This is a genomic window from Microbacterium sp. 01T413_2 (assembly GCF_056398985.1).
In genome coordinates this window covers 1-25,494 of record NZ_JBFTQL010000001.1, presented here as the reverse complement: position 1 = coordinate 25,494, position 25,494 = coordinate 1, and the positions used below count along the sequence as shown (strand labels likewise).

Here is a 25,494-nt window from a genome sequence, read left to right as displayed (position 1 = left end):
GACACTCCAGCCTACCCGGGGCGGGTGCCCTTCCTCCCCGAGGAGATCTACGGTGCGACGGGCACGGTCCTGCCGATCAGGCAGCGACCGCCGTCCACCTGCGGCAGCACCGCAGTGACCGGATCCCCCGTGGACGGCCCGACCTGTCCGACCAGGCACCGATCCTTCCCCCACCGCACCGAGAACTGGATGCTCTCCGCCGGGTTGCCCACGGTCGACTCGTCCGCTGTGACCTCCATGTCGGCTCGGGCGAACCCCGCGGCGGCGAGCGCGTCGATGTACGCCGAGCCCGAGGCGCGGCGCTCCCCGGCCCAAACCTGCGCGACGATGGCGGCGAACACCGGAAGGTTGTCCTCGGCGGAACCGTCCGGGTGCAGCGCAGGCGGGGTGGAGGGCGACGCGGTCGTGCCGCTCGGGGTCGCGGTCGGCGTCGAGACAGGCGATGAGGACGGGACGGGGGAACCGTCCGAGCAGCCGCTCAGGATGAGCGTCGCGGCCATGGCCAAGAGCGCAAGGGGGCGGGTCACGGGAATTCGAACGACCACAGCCTGGGATCCACGCACTCCCAGAGTCTATGCGGCGCGCGTCGTCGACGATCCTGCCGGCCCGACCCCCGCTCGGTCCGATCAGTACGGCGTCTCCTGGCTTCCTGCACTCCCCCACGCGTCGGACGCCGGCGACTCCTGCGCGCCGGCACCGACGACCGCCAACGCCGATCCGTCGCGATCAGCCGCACCGTCCTCGCTGGCGGGCGTCGTCTGATGCGACATCCGGTGATAGACGCTGCGGCCGCGTCGCAGATCCGGTCCGATGCAATCGGCCTCGATCTCCACGCTGATCCGCTTGCCGTCCTTGCCCTCCCACTCACGCAGCTTCAGGCGCCCGACGACCACAACCGCGTCACCCTTGGTGAGCGAGGCCTCCGCGTTCTCCGCCAGGGCTCGGTACGCCCTGACCTCGAACCAGTTCGTCCCGGCGTCGATCCAACCGCCGGCGCCGTCCGGGCGGCGGTGGTTGGTGGCCATCCGGAAGGTCAGGGTGGGGATGCCGGTCGCGGTGGCCCCTCGTTCCGGGTCCGTCGCGACGTTTCCCAGCACCGTGATGGTGTCGGCCATGATGTTCTCCTCTGCTCTCGCGGAACCCGTTCGGGCCCCGATCCTGCAGGAAAGCGTGGCGCGCCGATCGTCCCTGTGGAGGCGGCTTCGCGCATCCGGTGAGCAACTGGTCGACGTGGCGTCCTGTGGAGGAGGATCGAGCGCGGTTCGGGTCAGTGCACGAACAGGAGCAGCGTCGCCACCGCGATGAACAACGCTCCGAAGACGATGTTGAGCGTGCGCTGGCCCCGCGCACTGGAGGTGAGCTGGCGGAAGCTCTGCGCCGTCGCGGCGAAGACGAACCACATCACGACCACGTCGATCACCACGGTCGTCCCGATGAGGATCAGATACTGCGGCCACGGATCGCGGTCGAGCCGGATGAACTGCGGCACGAACGCGAGGAAGAACACGATGGCCTTGGGGTTGAGCAGGTTCACCCAGAACCCACGGCGGAGCATGGGCCACCGCCCCTCGGGCGGTCGCAGTTGCTCGGGATCCGCGGCAGTCTCGGGAACGCGGGCGAGGATGAGCCGGATACCCAGGTACACGAGGTACGCCGCGCCGAGGTAGCGGATCGTCTCGAACAGCCACGGCACGCGCGCGACCAGAAGGCCCACGCCCGCGGCGACGATCGCCACGTGCACCACCAGCGCGAGCTGCTGCCCGATGATCCCCCAGATCGAGCGCCGCCATCCCTCGTTGAGCGAGTTGGTCATGGTGTTGATCGCGCCCGCGCCCGGCGTGAGGCTGATCACCACGCACGCCACCACCAGCGAGAGCCATACAGTCACGGTCACCAGCACAGTGTAGGGACTGTGCGCGCGACCCGGATCCCGGCTCTTTGCGCGAATGTCGGAGGCCGTCCTTATGTTCGAAACAGAAGGAGGAACCATGACCACGAACATCACCCCGGCACCGACCATTCGTTGGGCGACGCCTGTTCTCACCCGCTCCGTGGAGACGCTGCAGCCCGCCGGAGAGCGTCTCTGGCGCGTACTCGACGGCCGCGGGGCGATCCGCGGACACCTGCGGATCATGCCGCACGACCTCGGCCTGCGTTACCGCGCCGAGCGTCTGCACCTCCCGTCGGGCACGTTCCGCGTCGTCGGAGACTTCTGGAGCGCCGACGACGCCGTCGCCGCATTGCGCTTCTGACCTCCGCCACCTGGTGGGACCGGCGCCTCGCTCGTTTCTTGGCCAATCCTTAGGCCAGGCATCGGAACATGGATCCGGCGCACGCGAACGCGGATGCCGCCTCCGGTGTCGTCATCGCGAGGGACGCGACGAGAGAGATCCCACCATGACCGAGCTTCGACGCTCCCGTACCCGCCCGCTCACCGGTATCGAGCGCGCAGCGCAGCGCCCCCTGGTCTCGGTGATCGTCGCCGTCGTAGGCGCGGTGGCGGTCGTGGCACTCGGCTTCGCCATGAAGGCCACTCAGGCGGATCAGGGTCTGGTCGCGGCCTTGAACACGACGCACACCGGTGCGTGGGGCGCTTTCTCCAGCTTCGTGTACAAGGCGATCGAACCACTACCCGCCGTGGCGATCACGCTGGTGATCGCCGGAATCGTCTGGGCGGTGTCGCGCTCGCTGCGCATCGCGATCCTGTTCGGTCTCACCGTCGCGTTCACCTGGCTGCCCGTCGCGGCCGTCAAGATCCTCGTCGATCGCCCGCGGCCGGATGCGTCGCTCCTGGCTCACCCGTTCTCGCCTCTGCAGACCGACGGATCGTTCCCGAGCGGCCACACCGCCTACATCGTCGCCCTGGCGATCGCCTTCTGGTTCCTGCTCCGTGACACCCGGTACGCGCGGCTGCCGATCGTCCTGGGCATCATCGCGACGGTCGTGATCGGCCTCGCCGTGGTCAGCGACGGCCTGCACTTCCCCACCGACGTGCTCGGCTCGATCGCGTGGGCGCTGACCACGGCCGCTGCGGTCCGTTGGCTCATCGTCGACGTGATCGCGTCAAGAGTGCACCGCCGCGCCGTCCGCTGAGCACCGGGAAGAAGTGCCCCCGGCAGGATTCGAACCTGCGACCGACGGATTAGAAGGCCGTTGCTCTATCCACTGAGCTACGGAGGCGCCCGTCAAGGCTAGCGCGTCGGCGGCGCTCAGTAGGATGGCCGCATGGTTTCTTCGTCCGAGAACGATCGTCTGGTCTGGATCGACTGCGAGATGACGGGGCTCGATCTCGCCATCGATGAACTCGTGGAGATCGCGGTCGTGATCACCGACTTCGAGCTGCGCCTGGTGGATCCGGGGTTCCAGGTGGTCATCCGCGCGAGCGACGCCGCCCTGGCGCAGATGAACGACTTCGTGACGAACATGCATCGCACCTCCGGCCTGTACGAGGAGATCCCCGGCGGCGTGTCCCTCGCCGAGGCGCAGGCACAGACACTCGCCTACATCCGGCGGTTCGTGCCGCAGGAGCGCAAGGCTCCGCTGGCCGGGAACACGATCGGCACCGATCGCATGTTCCTCGCGAAGTACATGCCCGACGTCGACCAGTACCTGCATTACCGCAACGTCGACGTGTCGAGCATCAAGGAGCTGTCGCGCCGCTGGTACCCGCGGGTCTTCTTCCACGCCCCGGCGAAGGACGGCGGGCACCGCGCCCTCGCCGACATCCTGGAGTCCATCCGGGAGCTGGAGTACTACCGCCGAGCGGTGTTCATCGACCAGCCCGGACCGACCACCGAAGAGGTGCAGGCGACATCCGATGCCGTCGTGTCAGAGTTTGCCTCAAACCTGTAATACACTGGTCAGGTTGCCCGCTCAGGCAGGCACATGGTGGGTATAGCTCAGCTGGTAGAGCGCTGGCTTGTGGTGCCGGATGTCGCGGGTTCGAGTCCCGTTACTCACCCCATCGAAGAGGCCCGGATCCTTATGGATCCGGGCCTCTTCCGTTTCCATGGACCCCCGCGTCTTCGGCAGCTGCGTCACGGCTAGCATCGAACCATGGCCTCCTTCGTGCGCACCGCGACAGATGCGGACCTCGCAGAACTCGCCCGGATCGAGGACGAGGCCGACACCGTGTTCACCGCCCTGTTCGGCGCCGCGCTGGGCGGCGTCGCACCTTCTGGTGCAGCCCGCGCGTCCGAGCCGGGTTTCGTCCTCGTCGTCGCGGAACAGGAGGGCGGCGCGCCCGTAGGCTTCGTGCACGTGCTCGCGGAAGACGACCACGCGCACCTCGAGCAGCTCTCCGTGCTTCCGGCGCACGCGCGCCGCGGCCACGGACGCGAACTGGTCGAGGCTGCTCTCGACGAGGCCGCCGACCGCGGCTACCGCACCGTCACGCTGCGCACCTTCGCCGACGTGCCGTGGAACGCGCCGTTCTACGCGTCGCTCGGCTTCACGGAGACCGCCTCTCCTGACCAGCCGTTCTACCGCGCTCTGCTCGACACGGAACAGCGGATCGGCCTGAACGACCTCGGACGCCGCGTGCACATGACGATCGACCTCGCCGGTGGCATGGAGATGGATCCGGAGGCGTTCGAGGAGCTCGTCGCGGATGAGCTCGACCGCCTGCCCGACGAGATGGTCGAGGGCCTGGAGAACCTGGTCTTCGTCGTCGAGGATCGTCCGGAGGACGGCTCGCTCGACCTGCTCGGAATCTACGACGGCCTGGCTGTCACCGAGCGTGGGAACTACGGCATGGGCGAGCTCCCCGACCGCATCGTCGTGTACCGCGAACCCCATCTGGCCCAGTGCGGCGACGAGCAGGAGCTGCGCCACGAGGTGCGCACGACGCTGGTGCACGAGATCGCGCACTATTACGGGATCGACGATGCTCAGCTGCACGAGATGGGGTGGGCATGAGCGCGCCTCTCCTCACTCCCGCCGTCGATGAGCAACTCGACCTGCAGGCTGCACCTGCCGTGCCGTGGGAGCTCGTCGTCTGGGACGATCCGGTCAATCTCATGAGCTACGTGGTGCGGGTGTTCCGCACCTACTTCGGATATCCGAAGGACCACGCGACCCGCCTCATGCTCGCGGTGCACAACGAGGGACACGCGGTGGTCGCCGTCGGTCCGCGCGAGACCATGGAAGTGCACGCGCAGGCCATGCACGACTACGGGCTGTGGGCGACCGTGCGCCGGTCGGGAGAGTGAGCAGGATGACCGGATCCGGGATCCACCTGCCGATGCAGTCGATCGAGGCGCAGCATCTCGCTGAACTCGTCGAGCAGTTCCTCGAGCTGCTTCGCGACACCGAGATCGGCGAGGACGCGGCCTTGAACCGACTGACACCTGTCGTGTACCCGGAAGACGCGGACGCGTCGGCCGAGTTCGCCGATGCGACCAGTGCTGATCTGCTGGACCGCCGCGCCGCCGACGCACGCGTGGTGCAGGCAGGGCTGGTCGCACTCGGCGAAGGACCCGACGCGCCGCAGCAAGAGCTGTCGCTGGCCGGTTCCGAAGTCGACCCCTGGCTGCGCACGCTCGCGTCCCTGCGTCTCGTCATCGCCTCGCGGCTCGGCATCGAGGACGATCCCGCCCCCGACCCGGACGATCCCCGGCTCGGGGTGTACGAATGGCTGGGCTACCGGCTCGACCTGCTGGTGGACGCCGCGGACGAGCTCGACGGCGTCTGACCGGCTACGGAATCGAGACCACCAGCGTGGCGTACCCGATCGGGTCGTCTCGGCGGATGTGCGCGACCTCCTGCTTCGCCCAGCGTTCCCAGTGCGGGCGGAACAGCTCGCCGTCCCTGTCCAATGCCCGGCGCTTGCGGCTCGCCTCGGGAGATTCGACCCACACCCGTACGTCAGCGATCCGCGCGGCTCGCGGAGTGAGGGATCCGCAGCCCTCCAGGATCACTCCGCGCGAGGGGTCGACCGCATAACTCTCCGCATACTCTCCGGCCTCCCAGTCGTAGCGCTGCCACGTGCCGACGAGATCACGTCCGTGCGGACGCAGGATCTGCTCGTAAGCCCGCTCGGCGCCGGCGTCCATGCCGTCCCAGCCGGGATAGATCGAGTCCAGGGCGATCAGCTGCGGAGCGGTGCGCAGCGGCCAGTGCTCGGCCAGGAGGCGCGCGAGAGTGGACTTGCCCGCCCCGCTGCGCCCGTCCACGAGCACCACTGGGTTGGAGGCCTGCACGGCACGGACGGCGTCGGCGATGCGGGCGACCGCGACGCTCAGCGCGCGTGCGACCGGATCGTCACTTCTTGAGGGCACGGACGATGCGGGAGATCGCGCGTCCCGCAACCCAGACGAAGGGCACGGCGACGGCCAGTAGCGAGACCAGGTTCGGCTCGAATCGCAGCCCCTCCTCGCGGCGCACGTACACGCCGAGCGGGATCGCGATCCCGCCACCACCGCCGCCCTCGCCCTCGGCGCTGCCTTCAGCGCCGCCGGAGCCTCCGCCGAAGCCGGAGAAGGTGAGCGCGACCGGGGTGAACTGGGCGCCGTCCACCTCCTGGGGCTCGCCGTAGGCGCTCTTGACGCCGAAGGACGCGGAGTTCTTGCCAAGCTCGAGTGCGATGTGCGGCATGCGTCCACGCTAGCCCACGCCGGCGGCCTCGACCACCGGCCGCGTCCGCGTCGCGCTTGCGCACCGGCGCCTCGCCGGATCAGTCCAGACCGTGCGCGCGCGGATGCGGCGCAGACCCCCGTCCCGCACGCGCACCCAGGTGCCGCGCGCGGGTGACCATGCCGGATCCGAACTTCGCTTGCGCGCTGTCCAGCGCGTCCTCGATACGCCGCCACTCGGCATCGTCGTCCCACAGTCCGAGTGCACCGCCGGCGTTCGTGAGGCGCTCCGCTCGCACGCCGACCAGTCGCACCGGATCGCGCCTGTCGATCGCCTCGAACAGCGTGCGCGCGACCTCGCCGATGCGCTGACCCACGGACGTCGGCTCGGGAAGAGTCTGGGAGCGGCTCACCGTGGTGAAGTCGGAGAAGCGGATCTTGATCGCCACCGTGCCGGCCTCCCAGCCGGCTCGGCGCAGCCTCGCAGCGACCCGGTCTGCCAGCCGCAGCAGCTCGGAGCGCAGCGCCTCGTGATCGGAGACGTCGATGTCGAACGTCTCCTCATGCCCGACGCTCTTCTCCACGCGGTTCGTCTCGATGCTCCGCGGGTCCCGACCCTCGGCCAGTTCGCGCAGGCGCTGCGCGAGTGCGGGGCCGACCACCCGCTCGAGCGCCGACGCCGGAGTGGCGCGGATGTCGCGGATGAGTCGGATGCCGCGCGACTCCAGTGATTCCGCCGTCTTCGGTCCGACGCCCCACATCGCGCGCACCGGTTTGGTGGCGAGGAAGTCGAGGGTGTCGGCGGCGGCGACGACGAGCAGACCGTCGGGCTTGGCCATGGTCGAAGCCATCTTGGCGACGTGCTTGGTGGCGGCGACCCCCACGCTGCAGCTGATGCCGACTTCGTCCTGCACACGCTCGCGGATCATCGCGCCGATCCGCCCCGGGCTCCCCCAGAGGCGCCGCACACCGCGCACGTCGAGGAAGGCCTCGTCGATCGAGAGCGGTTCCACGAGCGGCGTGACCTGCTCGAAGATCGTCATGACCTGCTTCGACGCGTCACGGTACCTGGTGAAGTCCGGCGGCACGATCCGCGCGGTAGGGCACAGTCGGATCGCCTGCGAGACCGGCATTGCCGAGCGCACGCCGTAGCGACGCGCCTCGTAGGAGGCGCTGGAGACCACGGAGCGACCGTCGGGAGCACCGATGATCAGCGGGAGCCCGCGCAGGGTGGGATCGTGCAGGACCTCGACGGCAGCGTAGAACGCGTCCATATCGACGTGCAGGATCGCCGTCCCGCTGTCGTCGGCGTCGGGCGCGGAGACGATGCGCCCCGATCCGTCACCTCGTCCCATGGATCCATTCTCGCGGAGACCGCCGACATCGGATCCGCCCTCTTTGACCGGGCGGTCAATCAACGCGGTAGAATCGTGAGCGACCCCCTTTTCGGGAGCCATCTGACTGCAAGGAGGATGAGTTCGATGAAGAAGTGGACACGCTGGCAGGACTGGGTGGCGGTCGCCGCCGGTCTGGTCGCCGCTGTCGCGGGCATCTGGATGACACCCGCCATGGGCATGTCGATGACCATGATGCTTGTTCTGGGTGCGTTGATGATCGCTGCCGGGGTATGGAGCCTCGCAGCGCCCGGTCTCGTGTCGATGGAGTGGATCCTCGCCGCGATCGGAGCGCTGCTCTTCATCTCCCCATGGATCGGCTCCTACGCCGGAGATACAGGTCCCGCCTGGACCTCGTGGATCTGCGGAGCCGTCTGCGCGGTCGCGGGGCTCTGGGCGCTCGTGCCCGCCGAGAAGGCGCACCGTGCTTCGCACGGCGGCCCCACAGCGGCTCACGCGTGACCTGCGCGGCCGCACAGGGTGCGGGACGCTGGGAGGCCCCCGTCCCGCACCGTTCTGAGGAAGCATCATGACCGAGAGTCCCGATGCCGGCGACGCGCGCACCAGGATCCTCGACGCCGCCGAGACGCTTTTCGCGCGCCACGGCTTCGACGGCACATCCACCGCCCGGATCGCGCACGCCGCCGCGGTGCCCAAGGGCCTGCTCTTCTACTATTTCCCGACCAAGCCCGACATCCTCGCGGCGCTCATCGGTGAGCGACTGCGCACCACCGCCCTCGATGCGGCGCCGCTCGCGGTGCGGGGCGACCCCGTGCAGACGCTCATGAACGTGGGCGAGCGCGTTCTGCGCGACCGGGAGGCGTCGGATGTGCTGCGCGAGATCCTCTGGCACGAGTCCCACGTGCGCCCCGAGGTCGCCACTGCGCTCTCCCGCTACCGCCGAGCGCTGCACGATACGGTCGAGCGCGCGCTGGCCGCCTGCCTCCCCGCCGGTACGGATCACGGCGCGGTACGGGCCGCCGCCGACGCCTGGTCGGCGACGATCACAGCCAGGCCCCTCGAGGCCGGTGCCGAAGAGAGCCCCGATGAGCAGCGCCGCAGGCTGCACGAACCGGCCAGCCTGCGGGCGATCGCCCGCATCCTCGGCGCCGGTCTTCAGGCGGCGACGCTCAAGGGCGCCGCACTCTGAGTGCGGCGCCCTTGAGCCTGTACTGAGCCGTCGTCGCTATTGCGCGGCGCGCTCCAGGATGAGCTCGCGGACGCGTGCGGCGTCGGCCTGACCCTTCATTGCCTTCATGACGGCGCCGATGACGGCACCGGCGGCCTGGACCTTGCCGTCCTTGATCTTCGCCATCACGTCGGGCTGCGCGGCGAGGGCCTCGTCGATCGCGGCGATGAGTGCGCCGTCATCGGAGACCACGGCGAGCCCGCGCGCGTCGACGACCTGCTGCGGGGTGCCTTCGCCGGCGATGACGCCCTCGAGCACCTGTCGGGCCAGCTTGTCGGTCAGCGTGCCCGCGTCGACGAGCTGCTGCAGGGCGGCGACCGACGCCGGGTCGATCAGCGTTGCGGCGTCCACCTCGCGCTCGTTGGCGATGCGGCTGATCTCACCGGTCCACCACTTGCGCGCGGTGTCGGCGGTCGTGCCGGCGGCGATGGTCGCCTCGACCTCGTCGAGCAGCCCGGCGTTCACGACGCCCTGGAACTCGATGTCGCCGAAGCCCCAGTCCGCCTTGAGCCGGCGACGACGGGTGACGGGCTGTTCGGGCAGCGCCGCGCGCAGCTCCTCGACCAGATCGCGAGCCGGCCGGACGGGCAGCAGATCGGGCTCCGGGAAGTACCGGTAGTCGTCGGCATCCGACTTCGGACGACCGGGCGATGTCGTGCCGGTGTCCTCGTGCCAGTGCCGGGTCTCCTGTGTGATCGTTCCGCCGTCCGCGAGGATCGCGGCCTGACGCTGGATCTCGTAGCGCACGGCGCGCTCGACCGAGCGCATCGAGTTGACGTTCTTCGTCTCGGTGCGGGTGCCGAGTTTCTCCTGGCCGCGAGGGCGCAGGGAGACGTTCGCGTCGCAGCGCAGGTTGCCGCGCTCCAAGCGCGCCTCGGAGATGCCCAGCCCGCGCACGATGTCGCGGATCGTGGCCACGTACGCCTTGGCGATCTCCGGGGCGCGGTGCTCGGCGCCGAAGATCGGCTTGGTGACGATCTCGACGAGCGGAACGCCGGCGCGGTTGTAATCCACGAGCGAGTACTCCGCGCCCTGGATGCGACCGGTCGCGCCCCCCATGTGGGTGAGCTTGCCGGCGTCCTCCTCCATGTGCGCGCGCTCGATCGGGATCGTCACGAGCGTCCCGTCATCGAGCTCGACCTCGACGGACCCCTCGAACGCGATCGGCTCGTCGTACTGGGAGATCTGGTAGTTCTTGCCGAGGTCCGGATAGAAGTAGTTCTTCCGCGCGAACCGACAGGACTCGGCGATCGAGCACCCGAGCGCGAGGCCCAGGCTGATCGAGGAGCGCACGGCCGTCTCGTTCACGACCGGGAGCGATCCTGGGAGACCCAGATCCACCGGTGCGATGAGCGTGTTCGGCCCGGCGTCGTGGTTGCGCTCGTTCGCCGGGTTGGGGGCGTCGGAGAACATCTTGGTCTCGGTGTTGAGTTCGACGTGCACCTCGAAGCCGAGCACCGGCTCGAACAGTTCGAGCGCCTTGTCGAAGTCCATGAGCTTCACGGCGGCCATCAGCGGGTTCCTCCCAGAATCGGTGCGCGGTCGAGCAGCGGCCCGCCCCACGCGTCGACGAGCAGCGACTCCAGCGCGGCGCCGACCCGGTACAGGCGTGCGTCCTCGCGGGCGGGGGCGAGGAACTGGATGCCGACGGGCAGCCCGTCCTCCTCGGCCAGGCCCGACGGGATCGAGATGCCCGGGACGCCGGCGAGGTTCGCCGGGATCGTGGTGAGGTCGTTGAGGTACATCTGCAGCGGATCGCCGATCTTCTCGCCGAGCTTGAACGCCGTGGTGGGCGCGGAGGGCGTGGCGATGATGTCGACCTGCGCGAACGCCGCGTCGAAATCCTGCTGGATGAGGGTGCGCACCTTCTGCGCGCTGCCGTAGTACGCGTCGTAGTACCCGGCCGACAGCGCATAGGTGCCGAGGATGATGCGACGCTTGACCTCCGGGCCGAAGCCGACCTCGCGAGTGAGCGACATGACGTCCTCGACCGTGCCGCCGCCCTCGGGCGTGACACGCAGGCCGAAGCGGACCGAGTCGAACTTGGCCAGGTTGCTCGAGGCCTCGGCGGGGAGAATCAGGTAGTACGCGGCGACGCCGTACTCGAAGTGCGGGGCGGAGATCTCCACGATCTCCGCGCCCTGGGCCTCCATCAGCTTCAGTGCGGCGTGGAAGGATCCCGCGACGCCGGACTGAAAGCCGGAGTCGGGCAGCTCCTTCACGACGCCGACCTTCAAGCCCTTGAGCACCTGTCCGGTCGCGCCCTCGCGCGCGGCCGCGGCGAACGACGGCCAGGCGTCGGGGAGCGACGTGGAGTCCTTCGGGTCGTGACCGCCGATCACGTCGTGCAGCAGGCCCGCATCGAGAACGGTTCGAGCCACAGGACCGACCTGGTCCAGGCTCGAGGCGAGGGCGATCGCGCCGTAACGGCTGACGCCGCCGTAGGTCGGCTTGATGCCGACCGTTCCGGTGACGTGCGCGGGCTGGCGGATCGAGCCCCCGGTGTCGGACCCGAGCGCGATCGGCGCCTCGAACGCGGCCACGGCGGCAGCCGAGCCACCGCCCGAGCCGCCCGGGATCCGGTCGAGGTCCCACGGGTTGTGCGTGGCCCCGTAGGCGGAGAACTCCGTGGAGGAGCCCATCGCGAACTCGTCCATGTTGGTCTTCCCGATGCCGATGAGCCCGGCCGCCCGCGCACGGGCGACGACCGTCGCATCGAACGGCGACCGGTATCCCTCGAGGATCCGGGATCCGCTCGTGGACGGCTGGTCGGTCGTGACGAGCACGTCCTTGATGGCGAGCGGCACTCCGGCGAGTTCGCCCAGGTCCTCCCCCGCGGCGCGGCGGCGGTCGACGTCGGCCGCCGCGTCCAGCGCGTGCTCGTTGACGTGCAGGAAGGCGTGCACATCGCCGTCGACGGCAGCGATGCGGTCGAGGTGGGCCTGCGTCGCCTCGACGCTCGACACCTCTCCGGCGGCGAGCTTGGCACCGAGCTCGGCGGCGGTCCAGCGGATGATCTCGCTCACTGCTCCTCCCCCAGGATCGCGGTGACCCGGAAGCGGTCCCCGTCGGCGTCGGGCGCATTCTGCAGCGCCTGCGCGGTGGTGAGGGTCTGGCCCACGACGTCCTCGCGGAAGACGTTGTGCATCGCGATCGGGTGGCTCGTGGGCTCGACGTCGGGCGTCGCCACCTCCGACACCTTCGCGATGTTGTCGACGATGGCGTCCAGCTGACCGGTCAGCTGCGTCACCTCGTCGTCGGAGAGCTGGATGCGCGCGAGCACGCCGAGATGGCGTACGAGATCAGGGGTGATTTCAGACACCAGGACAGTCTAGCCAGCGGGCGTCGCCCGCCCCGCCGCGGCGGCGGGCCCCTGACGCACCCTGCCTCAGTCCTGCAGCACGAGGAAGAGTGCGGTGTCCCCGCACCGCACGACCCGCGTTCCCTCGCCGCCACCCGCCGACAGGGCGCTCTCGCGCAGGGCGGTGAGCGCACTCTGCACGTCCTGCCCCCGCAGCAGGGTCCCGGTCACACGGTGCGAGTCGCTCGAGGCGACCACCCGGCCCGATCCGTTCACGACCGTGCCGGTGCCGGCCGCCTCCCGCAGGATCGGCAGGATCACGCGCTCCAGCCGCGACACGTGCACGTCGATGCCGACCACACCGACCATCCGCCCGTCGTGCATGACGGGGGTCGTCACCGTGACCGTGTAGTCGTCGGTGCACAGGTAGTCGACGTAGGGGCCGGTGACGTGGCGCTCGCCGGTGCGCTCCGGCACCCGCCACCACTCCAGCTGGCGGTAGTCGCGGAACTGATCCGACTCCGGGTCGTTCACCGCCTCCAGACGTCGCACGCCGCCGCGATCGCCGCGATCGAGGCCGTGGATCTCGCGCAGCCACCATGCCAGATGCCAGGGCGCATCGGCGAGGAGCCCTGGGGTCGCGACGAAACCGGCCCCGGTGACGAGTCCTCCCGGCGCCTCCAGAGCCGGTCGTGCCAGGGCATCCATGAAGGGATCCAGCGCCGCGGCGGCGGGGGCAGTGCCCTGCACCGCGAAACCGTGGAACTCGTCCTGAACGGCGGTGCGCCATCCTTCCACGAGCGCGAACAGGGGCGCGAACGTGCCTTCGATGCGCTCGGCGATGCGTGCGTCATACTCGGCGACAGTGCCGGTCATCTCGCGCTCCTTCTTCGTGTGTTCCGGTGTCACGCCCGCGCGGGCGTGGTGGTCTCTGCCGCGGCTTCCAGCCGAGACTTCTCGTCCAGCAGCCATTCGACGCCACTGGCGATGCGACGCACCGCGATCGCCCTGGCCCCCTCGGTGTCGGCGGCGCCGATGGCATCGAGTTCAGCACGTCGGGCGGCGCGGCTGCGGATCCGATTGTCCTCCTCGCGCAGGCCCAACCAGATCAGCGAACCGATCTCGGCCTGCAGACGGAGCTCTTCACGCACGAGTCTCGGCGATTGACTGAGGGCCGCGACCTCGAGCTGGAACCGGGCGACGGCGCGGCGCGCGGCGCCCATCGTGGAGAGGTCCTCGTGCTCCTCGAGCTCGCGCAGTCCCTGCACGTCGTCGTCACCGGCACGGTCGGCGGCGAGTTCCGCGGCCATGCCCGCGATCGCGGCATAGTGCGTGGACGCGTCCCGCAGCTCGACTCGACTGATCGCCCTGATGCGCTCATCGGTGAAGCGACGCGCGGTGTCCGGGTCGAAGGTGACGAAGCTCCCGCCGTCGCGACCGCGCCTGGTCTCGATCAAGCCGGCATCGCGCAGCGCTTCCAGTGCCTCACGGGCGGTGACGACGGCGACGCCGAGCCGGCGCCCCAGCTGCGACTCGCTCGGCAGCCGCTCTCCGTCGTGCAGCACGCCTGACGTGATCGCGTCCTGCAGGCGGCGCTCCACGATCTCGGCCCGACCGATGTCCGACAGCGGCGCGAAGACGGCCGACCGCGCGGGGTCCACACCTGCCGACACCTGTGCCACGCCGCTCTCCTTCCAGGCTCCTGACACGACGGTAACACGGGTGTTGACAAAATCCTCTGTTCCCATATGATTCCATTCATCTACTAACAGAGGATTAGTCCTCGCATCGAAGGAGATGTGATGGCGGACAAGCCCGTCGCGATCAGACTCACCGGACTCACCCGTTCATTCGGATCCGTCACTGCCGTCGACGGCGTGGATCTGGAGATCGCCGAAGGAGAGTTCTTCTCCATGCTCGGACCGTCCGGATCCGGCAAGACCACCGTGCTGCGCCTCATCGCCGGTTTCGAGCAGCCCACGGAGGGAACCGTGGAGTTGTTCGGGGAGGACGTGACGGCCAAGGCGCCGTTCGACCGGGACGTGAACACGGTGTTCCAGGACTACGCGCTGTTCCCGCACATGACCGTGCTCGACAACGTCGCCTATGGCCTGCGGGTGCGCGGCATGCGCACCAAGGAACGTCGCGAGCGCGCGCGAAAAGCGCTCGCCAGCGTGCGCCTCGAGCACGTCGCGGATCGCAAGCCCAGCCAGCTCTCCGGCGGACAACGGCAGCGCGTCGCGCTCGCCCGCGCCACGGTCGTCGAGCCGAAGGTGCTGCTGCTGGACGAGCCGCTGGGCGCGCTGGATCTGAAGCTGCGCGAGCAGATGCAGGTCGAGCTGAAGCAGATCCAGCGCGATCTCGGCATCACGTTCATCTTCGTCACCCATGACCAGGAGGAGGCGCTGACGCTGTCGGACCGCATCGCGGTCTTCAGCGCGGGGCGGATCGAGCAGCTGGGCACGCCGTTCGAGCTCTACGAGAAGCCCGTCTCGCGATTCGTCGCCGACTTCGTGGGCACCTCGAATCTGTTCGACGACGTGACGAGCGAGCTCGTGCTCGGCCGCACCGGTCACCATTCGCTGCGCCCCGAGAAGCTCGCGGTCTCCCCTGCCCCTTCTGTCGAGCCCGGCTACCGCTCCGCTCCGGGCGTCCTCGCGGAGGCCATCTATCTCGGCTCCGGCGTGCGCCTCGTGGTCGACCTCGATCAGGGCCCCCGGGTCACGGTCCTGGAGCAGAACGTCGGCGGGCGCGCGCACGGCGCCCACGGCGACCGGGTCTTCGTCTCCTGGCGCGACGTGGATCTCGTCGCTCTCGACAACGCCCCGGCCGCGGAGCAGAACGAGACTCCCTCCCGCACCATCCGCACGGCCGGCGCCCGCTGACCGGCATCTCTCGCACCCCGCACGCAGAAGAACGAAGGAGTATCCCATGCGAAAGAACACGCTCAAAGCCCTCGTGGCCATCGGCCTCTCCACGGCCGTCATCGCCGCCCTGTCCGGCTGCGGCACGGCTGGGTCCGGTGGCGGTGCCGCCGCCGGGCCGGTCGACAAGCTCGGCAAGACCGAAGGCGCGGTCAAGATCCTGACGTGGCCGGGCTACGTGGAGGACGGCTCGAACGATCCGAACGTCGACTGGGTCTCCGATTTCACCAAGGCCACCGGCTGCAAGGTCGAGGCGAAGACCTTCGGTACGTCCGACGAGGCGCTGAACCTCATGAAGACCGGCGACTACGACGTGGTGTCCGCATCCGGTGATGCCTCGCTGCGTCTCATCGCCTCGGGCGACGTGGCAGAGGTCAACACGAAGCTGCTGAAGAACTACGACGGCATCTTCCCGTTCCTCAAGGATCGCGCCTGGAACACCGTCGACGGAAAGCACTACGGCGTCCCGCACGGCTACGGCGCCAACCTGCTGCTGTACAACACCGACACGTTCCCGACCGCACCCACCTCCTGGGATGTCGTCTTCGACAAGGCCTCGGAGCACAAGGGCAAGATCACCGCCTACGACTCCCCGATCTACATCGCCGACGCCGCGGTCTACCTCATGGCGCACAAGCCCGAGCTCAAGATCACGAACCCCTACGCGCTGGACCAGAAGCAGTTCGATGCGGCGGTCTCCCTGCTCAAGGAGCAGCGGCCGAACATCAGCGAGTACTGGGGCGACTACCTCAAGGAGGTCCAGTCGTTCCAGTCCGGCGACAGCGTCGCCGGCACCACCTGGCAGGTGATCCAGAACACGCTCGAGGGCGAGGGCGCCAAGACCGCCGTCGTGCTGCCCGAGGAGGGCGCGACCGGCTGGAGCGATACCTGGATGATCTCCTCCAAGGCGAAGAACCCGAACTGCGCGTACGCCTGGCTGGACTACATCTCCAGCCCGAAGGCGAACGCGGCGGCCACCGCCTACTTCGGCGAGGCCCCCTCGAGCGACAAGGCCTGCGACTTCCGCGACGACTGCGCGTCGTATCACGCGGGCGACGCGGACTACGCCAAGAAGATCTGGTACTGGACCACCCCCATCGCGAAGTGCCTGGACGGCCGCACCGACGTGAAGTGCATCGACTACGCCGGCTGGACCACAGCCTGGCAGCAGATCCGGAACTGATCGGATCCGGTCGCCCGGGGCATTGCGCTCCGGGCGACCGGGCCGGGATTCGAAAGGCCGTCATGAGCACCATCGCACCGGCGAAGACACCGCCGCGCACACCGATCCCGTTCCCGCGCCGCACTGCGGCGCGACGTGGATCCGTCTACCTCTCCGCGCATCCGCGCGCTCGGCTCGCCCTCCTGCTGTCCGCCCCGCTGTTCTGGCTGGGAGCGGTGTACGTCGTCGCATTGGCGCTGCTGCTGGTCACCGCGTTCTGGACCACCGACACGTACACGGGGCAGATCCGCACCGAGTTCACCCTCGACAACGTGGTGACGGTCGTCACCGACGCGTTCTACCAGGGCATCACGCTGCGCACAGTGGGGATCGCCCTCGCCGTCACCGCGATCGACGTGGCCCTCGCGCTGCCGATCGCCTACTTCATGGCGATGGTCGCCTCCCCGGCCTTGCAGCGCACCCTCGTGGTGCTGGTGCTGACCCCGCTGTGGGCGTCATATCTCGTGAAGGCGTTCGCCTGGCGCTCCGTGCTCTCCAGCGACGGCATCCTGGACTGGCTGCTGCGACCGCTCGGCGGGCATACGCCCGGATACGGCATCGCCGCGACGATCATCACGCTGTCGTACCTGTGGCTGCCGTACGTGATCCTCCCGATCTACGCCGGACTGGAGCGGGTGCCGAGCTCTCTGCTCGAGGCCTCCGGCGACCTGGGCGGACGGAGCTGGGCGACCCTGCGTCTGGTCGTGTGGCCGATGGCGCTGCCCGCGATCATCGCCGGCACCATCTTCAGCTTCTCGCTGTCGCTGGGCGACTACATCACGATCGGCATCGTCGGCGGGGGCGCCCAGATGCTCGGCACGCTCGTCTACCAGGACATCGGCGCGGCGAACAACCTGCCGCTCGCGAGCGCGATCGCACTCATCCCGATCGTCATCATCTTCGGCTACCTGTTCCTCGTGCGCCGCACCGGCGCCCTGGACAACCTGTAGGAGTCACCGTGCGCATCTCCCTCGGAACCAGGGTCGCTCTCGGCATCATCACCGCCGTGATCCTCGCGGTCGTGTACGTGCCGCTGGTGGTCGTGCTGATCAACTCGTTCTCGACGTCGTCCTCGCTCACCTGGCCGCCACCCGGCCTCACGCTGGAGTGGTGGGGCCGGGCGTTCCGCAGCGACGGCGCGCTCGAAGCCGTCGGCACCAGCGCGCTCGTCGCGCTGATCTCCTCGGCCCTCGCGCTCGTCCTCGGTACGATGCTGTCGTTCGCGCTGCAGCGGTTCTCGTTCTTCGGCCGCACGACGGTGAACCTCCTCGTGATCCTGCCGATCGCACTGCCGGGCATCATCACCGGCATCGCGCTGAACAACCTGTTCCGCACGATCCTCGGGGTGCCGCTGTCGATCTGGACCGTGATCATCGCGCACACCACGTTCTGCATCGTCACCGTGTTCAACAACGCCGTGGCCAGACTGCGGCGCATGGGCACCTCGTTCGAGGAGGCCTCGGCCGATCTCGGCGCCGGAATCTGGACGACGTTCCGCCTGGTCACCTTCCCGCAGCTGCGCTCCGCCCTGCTCACCGGCGGCCTGCTCGCCTTCGCGCTATCGTTCGACGAGATCGTGGTGACCACGTTCACCGCCGGATCCGGGGTGCGCACCCTGCCGATGTTCATCATCGACAACGTCGCCCGCCCCAACCAGGCTCCAATCGTGTCCGTGATCGCGGTGGTGCTGATCGTCGTCTCGATCGTGCCGATCGCCCTGGCACAGAAACTCTCCGGCAGCGAGCAGCAACGCCGGTGAGACGTCCCGGGCGGCGCGGAGGGGGTTGCGCCGCCCGGGATCGTGCATCCTCCAGGGGCGGCATAGGCTGAGCGCGTGACGACGTTCGTTCCTCCGCGCCCATGGACCGCCAGCTACGCCGAGGGGGTGCCGGAGGACCCCGCGGAGGTATCCGGATCCCTCGTCGACATCGTGGAGGCATCCGCGCGCGACTACCCGGATGCACCCGCGCTGCAGTTCTTCGGCCGCACCACCTCCTATCGCGACCTGCAGTCCTCCATCGAGCGCGCGGCGTCGGGCCTGAAGGCGCTCGGCGTCAAGGCCGGAGATCCGGTCGCGATCGTGCTGCCGAACTGCCCGCAGCACATCGTCGCGTTCTATGCGGTGCTGCGCCTGGGCGCCGTCGTCGTCGAGCACAACCCGCTGTACACGCCCCGCGAGCTGCGCAAGCAGTTCGAGGACCATGGCGCGAAGCACGCGATCGTCTGGAACAAGGTCGTCGCGTCCGTCCAGGAGTTCCCCTCGGACCTCGCCATGACGAACCTCATCTCGGTCGATGTGACGCGCGCGATGCCTGCCCTCACCCGCTTCGCACTGCGGCTGCCGATCGCCAAGGCTCGCGAGTCTCGCGACGCCCTCACATCCAAGGTTCGCGGCACGGGGACGTGGGAGTCGGTGGTCGGGTACGCCCCGCTCCCCACCACGCATGCGCGCCCTGCGACCGACGACCTCGCCATCATCCAGTACACGTCGGGTACCACCGGGACGCCGAAGGGCGCCTCCCTGACGCACCGCAACCTGCTCGCCAACGCCGCACAGGCGCAGGCCTGGGTGCCGTCGATCACGCGCGGCGACGGCTGCGTCGTCTACGCGGTCCTGCCGATGTTCCACGCCTACGGGCTGACGCTGTGCCTCACGTTCGCGATGTCGATGGGCGCGCGGCTGGTCCTGTTCCCGAAGTTCGATCCGGATCTGGTGCTCGACGTGGTGAAGAAGCACCCGGCGACGTTCCTTCCGCTCGTGCCGCCCATTGCGGACCGCCTGTTGAAGGCGGCCACCGAGAAAGGCGTGTCGCTCGCGGGCATCGAGGTCGCGATCTCGGGTGCGATGGCGCTGCCGCACGAGCTCGTCGTGCCGTTCGAACAGGCCACGGACGGCTACCTCGTCGAGGGCTACGGCCTCAGCGAGTGCTCCCCCGTGCTGATGGCGAACCCCGTCGCGGACAACCGCGTGCCCGGCACCGTGGGGCTTCCCCTGCCCGGCACCGAGTGCCGCGTGGTCGATCCCGATCAGCCGTCGAACGATGTCGAGCCGGGGCAGCCCGGGGAGCTGATCGTCCGCGGGCCGCAGGTGTTCTCCGGCTACTACGGAAAGCCGGAGGAGACCGAGGCCGTGTTCGTCGATGGCTGGTTCCGCACCGGCGACATCGTCACGATCGACGAGGGCGGGTTCGTGCGCATCGTCGATCGGATCAAGGAGCTCATCATCACCGGCGGCTTCAACGTCGCCCCCACCGAGGTGGAGGGCGCGCTGCGCCAGCACCCCGATGTCGTGGATGCCGCGGTGGTGGGACTTCCCAACGAGCACTCCGGCGAGGAGGTCGTCGCGGCGATCGTCGTGGATCCGGGCACGGACGTCGACGTGGAGGCGGTCCGCGAGTTCGCCCGCGGGATCCTCACGCCGTACAAGGTGCCGCGCCGCATCTTCGTGGTCGACGAACTGCCGAAGTCACTGATCGGCAAGGTGCTGCGGCGCCAGGTCAAGGAGCGGCTGATCGCGCTGAGCACCGGCGTGTGAGCGTGCCGGACGCCGCGCTTCCGGGGGAGGATACGCGCACGACGATCAGTGTGGTGATCCCCTGCCGTGATGACGCGCCCTTCCTCGCACGCTGTCTCCGCGCTCTGACCGCGCAGACACGGCCCGCGGACGAGATCATCGTGGTCGACAACGGCAGCTCCGACGATTCGGGCCGCATCGCCGCCGCCGCCGGCGCCACGGTCATCTCCGAGCCCGTCATCGGGATCCCGCGTGCCGCGGCGGCCGGCTACGACGCGGCTCGCCACGAGGTGATCGCCCGGCTGGACGCGGACTCGGTGCCGGGCCAGGACTGGCTGGCCCGCATCGAACGGGGCATGGCGAGCCACGACGTCGACTTCATCACCGGCACGGCGCACTTCTACGGCGGCAACCCGGCCATCCGCTGGATCGGCCGCCACCTCTACATCGGCGCCATGTACGTCGTGCTCACCCCGCTTCTCGGGCATGCACCGCTGTTCGGCTCCAATATGGCGATGCGTGCGACGGCCTGGCACGAGCTGTCCGCAGGATTCCACCGCTCGGAAGACCGGATCCACGACGACCTCGACCTCTCGCTGCACATCCGGCCCGGCATGAGAGTGCTGCACGACACGGACCTTGTGGTGCTGGTCTCCGCGCGCCCCTTCGAGAACTGGCGCTCCCTGCGTCGGCGCCTGGACCGGGTGCTGCCGACCATGCGCCTGCATTGGCCACAAGAGGCGCCCTGGCATCGCCTTCCCGCCCGGCGCCGGGCGCGGAAGGCCGACGTTCACTCCTCGATACGGGAGTAGAGCGAGAGCAGGTCGGCGCACAGCTGGTGCGGCGTGGTCTCGCACGGGCTGTGCCCGGTGTCGTAGACGTGAAGCTCGGCGCCGATATCGCTCGCATAACGCTCATGCGCCGCGACCGGCCACAGGTCGTGGGTGCCGGTGGCCACGAGCTTCGGCATCGGCAGGGCGCGGACCGCGGCGCGCAGGTCGAGTGCCCGCATCATCAGCCCCACCATGTCGTCCACGCTGCTGCGCCGGGTGAAGGCGAACCGGGAGCGCACGAAGGCGAGCCGGCCGGGACGAACCCGGTTCAGATTCCACCGCACCCCCCAGATCAGCAGCGCCGCCCCGGTCCGAGGGCCGGCCAGCCCCGCGATCGGCCCCAGCACCTTCATGCTGCGGAAGACGTTCCCGGTGGCCGGCGGCGTGGTCAGCAGCGCCAGGGATCGCACCAATTCGGGGTGACGCACCGCGACGCGCTGCGCGAGCATGCCGCCGAAGGAATAGCCCAGCAGGTGCGCAGGTCTGCCGTCTCGGAGGAAGGCCACCAGGTCGCGGTCGAACAGCTCGTCGGTGTAGGGCTCCCCCGCCGGCGGGCCCGCCGCAGCGGACCCGTATTGTCCCGCCAGATCGAAGGACTCCACCCGGTAGCCCGCGGCGGCGAGATCGGGGAGCATGAGGGCGAAGTCCTCCTTCGAGCCCGTGGCACCGGGCACCAATACGATGCGCCCGCGCGCCGGCTCACCGAAGGCGACCGCGGCCAGCGAACCGCTCGGCGCAGCGAAGGATGAGACTACGGCGCCCGGGGGCGGCACTGACCAGTCGATGTCCTCCAGGCGGGCGTCGCGCTCGATCGCCTCGGCACGGTCGGCGGGGGCAGCGGACGCGGTCATGATCCGACGGTATCGCCCCATTCGTGGTTCCGATGGAGCCGGCATCGCACGACGCCAGGCGCTGCCCAGGCGCAGGGACTATCGTTGGCGGGTGACTGCTGACGATATCGCCGCTACCGAGCCCGCCCCCGAGACGCCGTCCGAGGCTCCTGAGACTCCCGGCTTCGAGGAGCTGGGGGTCACCGGACCCGTCCTCGCCGCCGTCAAGGCGCTCGGCTACGAGACGCCGTCGGCCATCCAGCGCGAGACGATTCCGCTGCTGCTCGGCGGCCGCGACGTGCTGGGCACGGCGCAGACGGGAACGGGCAAGACCGCAGCGTTCGCTCTGCCGATCCTGGAGAACCTGGACCTGCAGCAGAAGAAGCCTCAGGCGCTGGTGCTCGCCCCGACCCGCGAGCTCGCTCTGCAGGTTGCCGAGGCGTTCGAGTCCTATGCCGCGAAGATCCCCGGCGTGCACCTGCTGCCTGTTTACGGCGGTCAGGGCTATGGCGTGCAGCTGTCGGCGCTGCGCCGAGGCGTGCACATCGTCGTGGGTACGCCAGGACGCATCATGGACCACCTCGCCAAGGGCACCCTCGACCTGTCGGAGCTGAAGAACCTGGTGCTCGATGAGGCCGACGAGATGCTGAAGATGGGCTTCGCCGAGGATGTCGAGCAGATCCTCGCGCAGACACCCGACACCAAGCAGGTGGCACTGTTCTCGGCGACCATGCCCGCCACGATCCGCCGCCTCGCGCAGCAGTACCTGCACGATCCGGCGGAGATCTCGGTCAAGGGCAAGACCACGACCAACGCGAACATCACGCAGCGCTATCTCGTCGTGTCGTATGCGCAGAAAGTCGACGCGCTCACCCGGATCCTCGAGGTGGAGAACTTCGAGGGCATGATCGTCTTCGTCCGCACCAAGAACGAGACCGAGACGCTCGCCGAGAAGCTCCGCGCACGCGGATACTCCGCCGCCGCGATCAACGGCGACATCCCGCAGCCTCAGCGCGAGCGCACCGTCGGCCAGCTCAAGGACGGCAAGCTCGACATCCTCGTCGCCACCGACGTCGCCGCCCGAGGTCTCGACGTCGAGCGGATCAGCCACGTCGTGAACTTCGACATCCCGACCGACACCGAGTCCTACGTGCACCGCATCGGCCGCACGGGTCGCGCGGGCCGCTCCGGCGACGCGATCAGCTTCATCACGCCGCGCGAGCGCTACCTGCTCAAGCACATCGAGCGCGCCACACGCCAGCAGCCCACGCAGATGCAGCTGCCCACGACGGAGGACGTGAACAGCACGCGTCTCGCGCGCTTCGACGACGCGATCACCGCGGCGCTCGAGGAGACGAGCCGCATCGAGGGCTTCCGCGACATCATCGCCCATTACGTGCGCAACCACGACGTGCCGGAGGCCGATGTGGCCGCGGCGCTCGCGGTCGTCGCGCAGGGCGCGACCCCGCTGCTGCTGGACCCGGCGACCGACGCGCTGTCGGCCGCTGTGGCTGCCGACAACCGTCCGCAGCGCGAGCGCACGGAGCGCACGGGTGGACGCGACTCCCGGGAACGTGACGATCGCGGCGCCCGTCCGGAACGGCGAAGCCGTGGCGACTACACGCCGTACCGGATCGAGGTCGGCCGCCGTCACCGTGTCGAGCCCCGACAGATCGTCGGCGCCCTCGCGAACGAGGGCGGCCTCGGCCGCGACGACTTCGGCGCGATCACGATCCGTCCGGACTTCTCCATCGTCGAGCTCCCGTCCACCCTGGACTCCTCAGTGCTGGACCGCCTGCGCGACACTCGCATCTCGGGCCGGCTCATCGAGATCCAGCGCGATTCGGGCCGCCCGAACCGGGGCCCGCGCCGTGACGACCGTGGCCGGGACGACCGTGCCTACGGCGACCGTCCACGCCGTTCATACGAGAGCGGTTCCGGGGACCGTGGCTATGGGGACCGTGCGCGCCGCGACGACGCCCCGCAGGATGGCGGCCGCACGGACGACCGGCCGCCGCGCAAGCCGCGCCACAAGGACTGAGTCCCACTCGTATGCCCGGCGCTCGCGCCGGGCATACGGCTTTCTGCCGTGCGCACGGAGACGCGCCGCGTGCGCGAGTGCACGGTCTGTTGCCGACTGCACGAGAAGTCGACGCGTAGAACTCGTGCATTCGACGCGATCCCGTGCACTCGACGAAATCCGGTGTGAGCGGCACGAGCGCGGGCACTCAGCAGGATCCACCGGACTCGTCGTCAGGCCGCGACCACTGGCTTGGTGCGCACCGGGCCCAGCCAGGTCGCGACGAGGACAGCAGTGACGGATCCGGCCGCCATGATGGCCGCCAGCACGATGATCTGGAACCGACCGGCCTCGAGGGGCGAGAGACCGCCGAAGATCGCGCCGACGAATGCGCCCGGGAGCACGACGAGACCGGTCGTCTTGGTCTGATCGACCGAGGGGATCAGGGCCTCGCGCACGGCGCCGCGCGCGAGGTCCAGCGTCGAGCGCCGCGGCGTGGCTCCCAGAGCGAGCCACCCCTCGACCTCTTCCCAGTGGTCGAGGACCGTCCTCCGGAACAACCTGCCCGTGAGCGTGGCGATGTTCATCGTGTTCCCGATGATGATCGCGCCGATCGCCAGCGCGTACCGAGGGGTGGGGGCCAGCGCGCCGGATCCGAAGACCGCTGCCGCTGCCACGGCGATGCCCGCCGCGATCGAGGTCGACATCACGAGCGCCCCGTGCCCGCTCCACCCGATTCGGTGCGTCGCAACGGAGACCGCCACGCCGAACATCACAAGGAGCGCGACCGCGATCAGCGCGGGCTGCGTGATGATACCGCCGAGGATCAGGCTGATGATCGCCAGCTGCACGACACCGCGTGCGATCGCCGCGGCGGGCGCCCACGATCCTCGCACCCGGAACAGCAGGAGGGCGGCGGTCGCCACGGCGACGAGGATGCCGACGCCGATCAGGGTCGGGATCAGATCGACGGAAGCGCTCACGACCGCGAGCCTATCCCCCGCCGCATACGACGGACGTGGGGCATCAGAAGGGCGGTGGGTCGTTCGTTCGGAAACCGGTCGGGGTGATGACCTGGACGGTGTGGTTCTCGCGGGTGCGGTAGGTCATTCGGGTGCGATGTCGTCGGACGTGGTCGGCGGGGCACAACGGTCGCAGGTTGCTCGTGTTGGTGGGGCCGCCTCGGGTCCACGGGTGGTCGTGGTCGAGGTCGGCGTCGAGGGCGAGGCGGTCGCAGCCGTCCCTCGCGCAGGTGCCGTGCTGCAGGACCAGCCAGTCACGTTGCGCCTTGGTGGGTCGGTAGGTGCGCCGATCCAAGTCGAGCACGATGCCGCGGACGGGGTCGGTGATCACGCGCCGGAATCCGGACGCGGCCAGGAACGCCTGCCGTGCGGTGGCCGGGTCGATCGGACCGTGCCCGACCAGCTGCGCCTCCGTGCCCGAGGCGACCGGATTGCCCGCCGGACTCAGCGAAGAGGCAGCGCTCACCGTGGTGGTGGCGACACCGAATGCGGATCCGGGCATCGCACCGGTGACGAGTCCGATGGGGACGGTCACGAACACCGTCGTCTTCACCGCCTTGTCGGTGCCGACACCCAGCAGCCAATCGCACAGCAAGTCCGCGCGAACCTGATCCCTCGTGCGGCCCCCACGGCGGTCCTTCTGGAGGTGTTTCGCGGTCGAGGTGAGGCGTCG

29 protein-coding genes, 2 tRNA genes and 1 pseudogene are annotated in these 25,494 nt (G+C 69.3%); 17 read left to right on the top strand and 15 right to left on the bottom strand.

The features are described 5' to 3' along the window. Nucleotides 1-47: 47 nt before the first annotated feature. The 3 genes from AC1DMN_RS00160 to AC1DMN_RS00150 all read right to left on the bottom strand — a co-directional run bounded on the left by AC1DMN_RS00160 (nt 48) and on the right by AC1DMN_RS00150 (nt 1,894). Nucleotides 48-527 (bottom strand): DUF6993 domain-containing protein, encoded by a 480-nt coding sequence (locus AC1DMN_RS00160; protein ID WP_440731949.1) that lies wholly within the window; start codon nt 525-527, stop codon nt 48-50. A gap of 99 nt (nt 528-626) precedes the next feature. Beyond that, nucleotides 627-1,115, bottom strand: a complete 489-nt coding sequence (locus AC1DMN_RS00155; protein WP_477228992.1) for a single-stranded DNA-binding protein — start codon at nt 1,113-1,115, stop codon at nt 627-629. Between the two features lie 152 nt (nt 1,116-1,267). Then, nucleotides 1,268-1,894: a LysE family translocator gene (locus AC1DMN_RS00150; protein WP_477228991.1), complete on the bottom strand. Its 627-nt coding sequence runs from the start codon at nt 1,892-1,894 to the stop codon at nt 1,268-1,270. 94 nt (nt 1,895-1,988) lie between these two features. Between AC1DMN_RS00150 and AC1DMN_RS00145 the strand changes: the two genes are divergently transcribed. Together AC1DMN_RS00145 and AC1DMN_RS00140 are read left to right on the top strand one after the other, a co-directional pair. Further along, nucleotides 1,989-2,252 (top strand): hypothetical protein, encoded by a 264-nt coding sequence (locus AC1DMN_RS00145; protein ID WP_440731952.1) that lies wholly within the window; start codon nt 1,989-1,991, stop codon nt 2,250-2,252. 145 nt (nt 2,253-2,397) lie between these two features. After that, a complete protein-coding gene (locus tag AC1DMN_RS00140; RefSeq protein ID WP_477228990.1) occupies nt 2,398-3,093 on the top strand; it encodes a phosphatase PAP2 family protein in 696 nt (231 codons plus the stop codon). A gap of 14 nt (nt 3,094-3,107) precedes the next feature. Here the strand turns inward: AC1DMN_RS00140 and AC1DMN_RS00135 are convergent. After that, nucleotides 3,108-3,180 (bottom strand) — tRNA-Arg (locus AC1DMN_RS00135). 45 nt (nt 3,181-3,225) lie between these two features. Between AC1DMN_RS00135 and orn the strand changes: the two genes are divergently transcribed. The 6 genes and pseudogenes from orn (at nt 3,226) to AC1DMN_RS00105 (ending at nt 5,692) form a co-directional block, all read left to right on the top strand. Then, complete coding sequence (orn, locus tag AC1DMN_RS00130) at nt 3,226-3,852, top strand: oligoribonuclease (RefSeq protein WP_440731955.1); 627 nt, start codon at nt 3,226-3,228, stop codon at nt 3,850-3,852. A 36-nt stretch (nt 3,853-3,888) separates the two neighbouring features. Then, nucleotides 3,889-3,964, top strand: a tRNA-His gene (locus AC1DMN_RS00125). Nucleotides 3,965-4,056: 92 nt separating this feature from the next. Then, nucleotides 4,057-4,458, top strand: a pseudogene (locus AC1DMN_RS00120) (GNAT family N-acetyltransferase); the annotation flags it as partial. Nucleotides 4,459-4,569: 111 nt separating this feature from the next. Then, nucleotides 4,570-4,917: a metallopeptidase family protein gene (locus AC1DMN_RS00115; RefSeq protein WP_477229327.1), complete on the top strand. Its 348-nt coding sequence runs from the start codon at nt 4,570-4,572 to the stop codon at nt 4,915-4,917. Continuing rightward, nucleotides 4,914-5,210: an ATP-dependent Clp protease adapter ClpS gene (gene clpS, locus AC1DMN_RS00110; protein WP_440731956.1), complete on the top strand. Its 297-nt coding sequence runs from the start codon at nt 4,914-4,916 to the stop codon at nt 5,208-5,210. The genes AC1DMN_RS00115 and clpS overlap by 4 nt, the downstream gene beginning before the upstream one ends. 5 nt (nt 5,211-5,215) lie before the next feature. Beyond that, nucleotides 5,216-5,692, top strand: a complete 477-nt coding sequence (locus AC1DMN_RS00105; protein WP_440731957.1) for a DUF2017 family protein — start codon at nt 5,216-5,218, stop codon at nt 5,690-5,692. A 4-nt stretch (nt 5,693-5,696) separates the two neighbouring features. Here AC1DMN_RS00105 and AC1DMN_RS00100 read toward each other — a convergent pair whose 3' ends face one another. From AC1DMN_RS00100 to dinB, 3 genes are all read right to left on the bottom strand, one after another. After that, nucleotides 5,697-6,278 (bottom strand): nucleoside/nucleotide kinase family protein, encoded by a 582-nt coding sequence (locus tag AC1DMN_RS00100; RefSeq protein ID WP_440731958.1) that lies wholly within the window; start codon nt 6,276-6,278, stop codon nt 5,697-5,699. After that, nucleotides 6,262-6,594, bottom strand: coding sequence for a hypothetical protein (locus AC1DMN_RS00095; RefSeq protein ID WP_440731959.1), 333 nt, complete (start codon nt 6,592-6,594; stop codon nt 6,262-6,264). Before AC1DMN_RS00095 ends, AC1DMN_RS00100 begins: the two co-directional genes overlap by 17 nt. A 79-nt stretch (nt 6,595-6,673) precedes the next feature. Further along, the gene (gene dinB, locus AC1DMN_RS00090; RefSeq protein ID WP_477228989.1) at nt 6,674-7,927 is read right to left on the bottom strand and encodes a DNA polymerase IV; all 1,254 of its coding nucleotides are present in this window, start codon (nt 7,925-7,927) and stop codon (nt 6,674-6,676) included. Nucleotides 7,928-8,053: 126 nt separating this feature from the next. On the opposite strand from dinB, the gene AC1DMN_RS00085 reads away from it, so the two are divergent. Continuing rightward, nucleotides 8,054-8,428 carry an SPW repeat protein gene (locus AC1DMN_RS00085; protein ID WP_440731961.1) on the top strand — a complete coding sequence of 125 codons (375 nt, stop codon included), beginning with the start codon at nt 8,054-8,056 and terminating at the stop codon, nt 8,426-8,428. A gap of 67 nt (nt 8,429-8,495) precedes the next feature. Beyond that, nucleotides 8,496-9,116: a TetR/AcrR family transcriptional regulator gene (locus AC1DMN_RS00080; protein ID WP_477228988.1), complete on the top strand. Its 621-nt coding sequence runs from the start codon at nt 8,496-8,498 to the stop codon at nt 9,114-9,116. Between the two features lie 36 nt (nt 9,117-9,152). Here AC1DMN_RS00080 and gatB read toward each other — a convergent pair whose 3' ends face one another. From gatB to AC1DMN_RS00055, 5 genes are all read right to left on the bottom strand, one after another. Further along, nucleotides 9,153-10,667, bottom strand: a complete 1,515-nt coding sequence (gatB, locus tag AC1DMN_RS00075) for an Asp-tRNA(Asn)/Glu-tRNA(Gln) amidotransferase subunit GatB (protein WP_477228987.1) — start codon at nt 10,665-10,667, stop codon at nt 9,153-9,155. Beyond that, nucleotides 10,667-12,181: an Asp-tRNA(Asn)/Glu-tRNA(Gln) amidotransferase subunit GatA gene (gene gatA / locus AC1DMN_RS00070; RefSeq protein WP_477228986.1), complete on the bottom strand. Its 1,515-nt coding sequence runs from the start codon at nt 12,179-12,181 to the stop codon at nt 10,667-10,669. Before gatA ends, gatB begins: the two co-directional genes overlap by 1 nt. After that, complete coding sequence (gatC, locus tag AC1DMN_RS00065; RefSeq protein WP_440731965.1) at nt 12,178-12,477, bottom strand: Asp-tRNA(Asn)/Glu-tRNA(Gln) amidotransferase subunit GatC; 300 nt, start codon at nt 12,475-12,477, stop codon at nt 12,178-12,180. Before gatC ends, gatA begins: the two co-directional genes overlap by 4 nt. Nucleotides 12,478-12,543: 66 nt before the next feature. Further along, nucleotides 12,544-13,332, bottom strand: coding sequence for a cache domain-containing protein (locus AC1DMN_RS00060; RefSeq protein ID WP_477228985.1), 789 nt, complete (start codon nt 13,330-13,332; stop codon nt 12,544-12,546). A gap of 29 nt (nt 13,333-13,361) precedes the next feature. After that, nucleotides 13,362-14,138: a FadR/GntR family transcriptional regulator gene (locus AC1DMN_RS00055; RefSeq protein WP_440731967.1), complete on the bottom strand. Its 777-nt coding sequence runs from the start codon at nt 14,136-14,138 to the stop codon at nt 13,362-13,364. Between the two features lie 120 nt (nt 14,139-14,258). Between AC1DMN_RS00055 and AC1DMN_RS00050 the strand changes: the two genes are divergently transcribed. The 6 genes from AC1DMN_RS00050 to AC1DMN_RS00025 all read left to right on the top strand — a co-directional run bounded on the left by AC1DMN_RS00050 (nt 14,259) and on the right by AC1DMN_RS00025 (nt 20,928). After that, the gene (locus AC1DMN_RS00050; RefSeq protein ID WP_440731968.1) at nt 14,259-15,341 is read left to right on the top strand and encodes an ABC transporter ATP-binding protein; all 1,083 of its coding nucleotides are present in this window, start codon (nt 14,259-14,261) and stop codon (nt 15,339-15,341) included. A gap of 46 nt (nt 15,342-15,387) precedes the next feature. Next, nucleotides 15,388-16,563, top strand: coding sequence for an ABC transporter substrate-binding protein (locus AC1DMN_RS00045; protein WP_477228984.1), 1,176 nt, complete (start codon nt 15,388-15,390; stop codon nt 16,561-16,563). A gap of 62 nt (nt 16,564-16,625) precedes the next feature. Continuing rightward, on the top strand, nt 16,626-17,552 hold the full coding sequence (locus AC1DMN_RS00040; protein ID WP_440731970.1) for an ABC transporter permease: 927 nt from the start codon (nt 16,626-16,628) through the stop codon (nt 17,550-17,552). 8 nt (nt 17,553-17,560) lie between these two features. Further along, nucleotides 17,561-18,361: an ABC transporter permease gene (locus AC1DMN_RS00035; protein ID WP_477228983.1), complete on the top strand. Its 801-nt coding sequence runs from the start codon at nt 17,561-17,563 to the stop codon at nt 18,359-18,361. A 75-nt stretch (nt 18,362-18,436) separates the two neighbouring features. After that, the gene (locus AC1DMN_RS00030; protein WP_477228982.1) at nt 18,437-20,137 is read left to right on the top strand and encodes a long-chain-fatty-acid--CoA ligase; all 1,701 of its coding nucleotides are present in this window, start codon (nt 18,437-18,439) and stop codon (nt 20,135-20,137) included. Beyond that, nucleotides 20,134-20,928, top strand: coding sequence for a glycosyltransferase family 2 protein (locus AC1DMN_RS00025; RefSeq protein WP_477228981.1), 795 nt, complete (start codon nt 20,134-20,136; stop codon nt 20,926-20,928). The genes AC1DMN_RS00030 and AC1DMN_RS00025 overlap by 4 nt, the downstream gene beginning before the upstream one ends. On the opposite strand, the gene AC1DMN_RS00020 is transcribed toward AC1DMN_RS00025, so the two are convergent. Further along, nucleotides 20,907-21,800: an alpha/beta fold hydrolase gene (locus AC1DMN_RS00020; protein ID WP_477228980.1), complete on the bottom strand. Its 894-nt coding sequence runs from the start codon at nt 21,798-21,800 to the stop codon at nt 20,907-20,909. The genes AC1DMN_RS00025 and AC1DMN_RS00020 overlap by 22 nt on opposite strands. 91 nt (nt 21,801-21,891) lie before the next feature. Here AC1DMN_RS00020 and AC1DMN_RS00015 point away from each other — a divergent pair, with 91 nt between their 5' ends. Then, entirely contained in the window at nt 21,892-23,820 is a 1,929-nt protein-coding gene (locus AC1DMN_RS00015; RefSeq protein WP_441978233.1) for a DEAD/DEAH box helicase, read from the top strand. Between the two features lie 212 nt (nt 23,821-24,032). Here the strand turns inward: AC1DMN_RS00015 and AC1DMN_RS00010 are convergent, their stop codons facing one another. Next, a complete protein-coding gene (locus AC1DMN_RS00010; protein WP_477228979.1) occupies nt 24,033-24,782 on the bottom strand; it encodes an ABC transporter permease in 750 nt (249 codons plus the stop codon). 43 nt (nt 24,783-24,825) lie between these two features. Beyond that, nucleotides 24,826-25,494, bottom strand: a 669-nt coding sequence (locus AC1DMN_RS00005) for an HNH endonuclease signature motif containing protein (protein WP_477228978.1), incomplete at its 5' end; no start/stop codon positions are given.

Coding starts and splice junctions, on each gene's coding strand:
- AC1DMN_RS00155 (WP_477228992.1), bottom strand. CDS start 1,115: ATGGCCGACACCATCACGGTGCTGGGAAACGTCGCGACGGACCCGGAA.
- AC1DMN_RS00145 (WP_440731952.1), top strand. CDS start 1,989: ATGACCACGAACATCACCCCGGCACCGACCATTCGTTGGGCGACGCCT.
- AC1DMN_RS00140 (WP_477228990.1), top strand. CDS start 2,398: ATGACCGAGCTTCGACGCTCCCGTACCCGCCCGCTCACCGGTATCGAG.
- orn (WP_440731955.1), top strand. CDS start 3,226: ATGGTTTCTTCGTCCGAGAACGATCGTCTGGTCTGGATCGACTGCGAG.
- AC1DMN_RS00115 (WP_477229327.1), top strand. CDS start 4,570: ATGGAGATGGATCCGGAGGCGTTCGAGGAGCTCGTCGCGGATGAGCTC.
- clpS (WP_440731956.1), top strand. CDS start 4,914: ATGAGCGCGCCTCTCCTCACTCCCGCCGTCGATGAGCAACTCGACCTG.
- AC1DMN_RS00105 (WP_440731957.1), top strand. CDS start 5,216: ATGACCGGATCCGGGATCCACCTGCCGATGCAGTCGATCGAGGCGCAG.
- AC1DMN_RS00095 (WP_440731959.1), bottom strand. CDS start 6,594: ATGCCGCACATCGCACTCGAGCTTGGCAAGAACTCCGCGTCCTTCGGC.
- dinB (WP_477228989.1), bottom strand. CDS start 7,927: ATGGGACGAGGTGACGGATCGGGGCGCATCGTCTCCGCGCCCGACGCC.
- AC1DMN_RS00085 (WP_440731961.1), top strand. CDS start 8,054: ATGAAGAAGTGGACACGCTGGCAGGACTGGGTGGCGGTCGCCGCCGGT.
- AC1DMN_RS00080 (WP_477228988.1), top strand. CDS start 8,496: ATGACCGAGAGTCCCGATGCCGGCGACGCGCGCACCAGGATCCTCGAC.
- gatB (WP_477228987.1), bottom strand. CDS start 10,667: ATGGCCGCCGTGAAGCTCATGGACTTCGACAAGGCGCTCGAACTGTTC.
- AC1DMN_RS00060 (WP_477228985.1), bottom strand. CDS start 13,332: ATGACCGGCACTGTCGCCGAGTATGACGCACGCATCGCCGAGCGCATC.
- AC1DMN_RS00050 (WP_440731968.1), top strand. CDS start 14,259: ATGGCGGACAAGCCCGTCGCGATCAGACTCACCGGACTCACCCGTTCA.
- AC1DMN_RS00045 (WP_477228984.1), top strand. CDS start 15,388: ATGCGAAAGAACACGCTCAAAGCCCTCGTGGCCATCGGCCTCTCCACG.
- AC1DMN_RS00040 (WP_440731970.1), top strand. CDS start 16,626: ATGAGCACCATCGCACCGGCGAAGACACCGCCGCGCACACCGATCCCG.
- AC1DMN_RS00020 (WP_477228980.1), bottom strand. CDS start 21,800: ATGACCGCGTCCGCTGCCCCCGCCGACCGTGCCGAGGCGATCGAGCGC.